General features: G+C 71.3%; 3 protein-coding genes. 1 reads left to right on the forward strand and 2 read right to left on the reverse strand.

The window, feature by feature from the left end; genetic code table 11:
- Positions 1–644, reverse strand: a 644-nt coding sequence (locus ACFWRV_RS13615) for a condensation domain-containing protein (RefSeq protein ID WP_384333049.1), incomplete at its 3' end; no start/stop codon positions are given.
- A 532-nt stretch (positions 645–1,176) separates the two neighbouring features.
- On the opposite strand from ACFWRV_RS13615, the gene ACFWRV_RS13620 reads away from it, so the two are divergent.
- The gene (locus ACFWRV_RS13620; RefSeq protein WP_384333052.1) at positions 1,177–1,491 is read left to right on the forward strand and encodes a hypothetical protein; all 315 of its coding nucleotides are present in this window, start codon (positions 1,177–1,179) and stop codon (positions 1,489–1,491) included.
- Positions 1,492–1,792: 301 nt separating this feature from the next.
- Here ACFWRV_RS13620 and ACFWRV_RS13625 read toward each other — a convergent pair whose 3' ends face one another.
- Positions 1,793–2,449, reverse strand: a complete 657-nt coding sequence (locus ACFWRV_RS13625) for a fasciclin domain-containing protein (protein ID WP_384333055.1) — start codon at positions 2,447–2,449, stop codon at positions 1,793–1,795.
- Positions 2,450–2,973 lie beyond the last annotated feature (524 nt).

Genomic DNA, 2,973 nt, shown 5'->3' on the forward strand with positions numbered 1-2,973 from the left:
CCGCGGTGGTGCGCGCCCCCCACCCGGTGGGCGCGCCCCCCCTGCTGGGTGGCGGGTTCGGCGCCCCCCTCCTCCTGGTGGGCGGCGCGGGCGCCCCCCGGCCGGGGCCCCGCCCCCGCGTCCGGATCGAGAGCGAGAGCGGTGTAGACCTCGGCGATGCGGGACAGGGCGAGCACGGCCGCGTAACCGTCCAGCGCCAGATGGTGAACCTGCTGGTGGAAGAGGTGGTGCGAGGCGGAGAGACGGTAGAGGGTGATGCGGACCAGAGGCCCCGCGGAGAGATCCGCGGGCTCCGCCAGGCACCGCTTCATCCGCCGCAGGGCTTCGGCGTGCGGGTCCTCCGTATGGGAGAGGTCCACCAGCGGAACGGGGACGGCCCCGCCTTCCCGGACGCTCCGCACACGCTGGAACGGGACTCCGTCGTGTTCGCCGAAGGTGCTGCGCAGCGCCTCCATCTCGTCCGCCGTGTGGCTGACGGCGCGGCGCAGCAGGTCCGGTTCTATTCGGCCCCGGATGTCCGCGTACTCCGCGATGTTGTACGAAGGATCCGCGGGATCGAGCCGCTGGGCGAACCAGACTCCTCGCTGAGCGGCGGTCAGGCGCAGGGTGCCCGGCGGGAGTCCGGTGTGCGGTGCGTCGGTCACGCGATTTCACCTCGGTGGGGGAGACCTGCGGGGGCGTGGGCCGGGGTCGGCGTGCGCCGCAGGGCTGGACGGGACGGGTGGGGCCGATGACGGGGACCGGTGGGTCCCCGGAGGCGGACGGCGCGCCTCAGGCACACGGCGTGGGAGTGGCCGTGCGCCTCAGGGACACGGCGCGGGAGCGGCTGAAGGGGCTGACGGGGGAAGGTCCAGCACGGGCGGAACGCTGGAGAATCGCGATTGCGAAGCATCCGACTCTGTGGCCCGTTGCACGCTGAGAGCCTCCAATGTCTCGCCGTTGCCCCAACGAGGCCTTCACACAGGTCCTTCGGAGTCACTCCCGCCCCGGATTGCCCCATGTGACGCACGACACGTGGCCGTGGCCGCCTTTTGCACTTCGCTGGCGCGTATCAGCCAATTGCCTGGCGGGTTTACGCCGGAGACCCATCCGGAGAGAGCTTCGCGCCGAAGGGGTTACGTCCGGACGTCCGTTCGGACGCCTGCGGCCCAGGCCGCGAAGAGATCTGGAGAAGCCATGAAGCTCCCTGTTCCCGCCCGGCGGTGGCGGCTCGTCGGAACCGTCGTCGGCGCCGTGCTGTTGGCGGCCGCCCCCGCGACATCCGCCGTCGCCGCCACGCCCGAGGCGGCTCCCCGGCAGACCCACTCCGCCGGCGAGGCCGCCGGCTCCGCCGCCGGGCCGTTCGCCTCCTACCGGGGGATACAGGGCGGCAATCTCTGCCTGCTGGCCCGGTGCACGGTCGGTGAATCCGGACCGGGCGGCCACACGGGTCCCAGCAACACCCAGGGGTTCAACCTCTGCCTGCTCGCGCTGTGCACCGTGCGCCCCTGAACACCTGGCGACGCGGCTGATTCCGCCCCTCCTCCGCGCGGCTGCGGGGGAGGGGCGGAGTCGTCCTCCACGCCCTTTCGGGGCCCCGCGGTACGCGGCTGCGGGCGGGCATCGCCCGTGTCGCGGCCGTGCGGAGTGTCGTGCCGTCGCAGGTGTTCGCCCGCTGTCGGTGCTGTCGTGGGCACACGGAAGGGGCCCCAGTGGGTTGTTCCGGCTCGGGGGCCATCCGTGATAAGGGCGCAATGCGCGACGGCGGTGGCCAGGCGCGTCACCGTGCTCCCGACGTGGGTCGGGGCAAGGGTCAGGCCTTGGGCATCAGGACGGTGTCCACGATGTAGACGGTGGCGTTGGCGGTGGGCACGTTGCCGCAGACGACCTTGGAGGTGTCGTTGACCGTGTAGTTCTCGCCGGAGCCCTTGGTGGCGAGGGTCGACTTCTGGAGGGTGTCGTACGTTCCGCTCTCCAGCTGCTGCGGGGCGAGCTTCTCGCCGACGACGTGGTAGGTGAGGATGCTGGTGAGCATCTCCTTGTCGGCCAGGACCTTGTCGAGGTCGGCCTTCGGGATCTTGGCGAAGGCGTCGTTGGTCGGCGCGAACACGGTGATGTTCTGCGCGTTGTTGAGGGTGTCGACCAGACCGGCCTTCTTCACGGCGGTGACCAGCGTGGAGAGTTCGGGGTTGTTGGACGCGGCGGTGGCGACCGGGTCCTGCGCCATGCCGTCGAAGGAGCCCGCGCCGTCCTTCGGGACGGACGCGCAGCCGGGACCGAACGGACCGTCCATGGGGGCGCTGTCGTCGGCTGCCGGGCTCGACTTCTCCTCGGCGGGGGCGGAGCTGCTCGCCTTGTCGGAGGCCGAGTCGGAGGAGCTGTCGTCCCCGCCGCACGCGGTCAGCGTGAGGGGCAGGACGGCGGCGGCGGTGACGGCGATGGCGGCGCGGCGGAAGCGGAAGGCATTCACGGAAGTTCTCCTGCGTGTTCGGTCGGTTGCCCTGTGTGTTCGTTCAGGGGTGTGCTCGGGTAGGGCCCCGCAACAGCGGGGGGTGCTGACGTCAGGTGAGGTGGCAGGACGCAGCGACGACGATCGGCGCGGTCGTCCACGGAGCGTGCCGGAGGCGATGCTCGCTCCACGTCGGATCAGGGGGCGCTGTGTTGATCGTCATGCCTGCTATTCGGGGCCGCTGCGCCATCGGATTGGTCCGAGGCGAAGAAAGTTGGAACCGGTTCGCTCGACGGCCCTGTCGGCAGCCGCTTGGCCCGTCCGGGTGACACCGCGCAGGTCGGCCAATCCGGCGCCCCAGCGGTGGCGAATGCCCCATGTGGGCGGTTGTTCGGAGGAAGCGCCGCACACGCCGCGGCATCCATCGGGGATGGAAACCGCACCGTTCACCGCGGTGGAAGGCCCGTGGTGAACGGCTGTCGCGGGGCATCGGTCTCCTGTATGCCCCGCGACAGGCCTTCTCCGAGCCCGTCGACGGCGTACGG

It is taken from the genome of Streptomyces sp. NPDC058576 (genome assembly GCF_042718715.1).
Taxonomy (GTDB): domain Bacteria; phylum Actinomycetota; class Actinomycetes; order Streptomycetales; family Streptomycetaceae; genus Streptomyces.

What these genes read in the sequence shown, in the direction of transcription:
- ACFWRV_RS13620 (WP_384333052.1), top strand. Translation starts at nt 1,177, where the DNA reads ATGAAGCTCCCTGTTCCCGCCCGGCGGTGGCGGCTCGTCGGAACCGTC.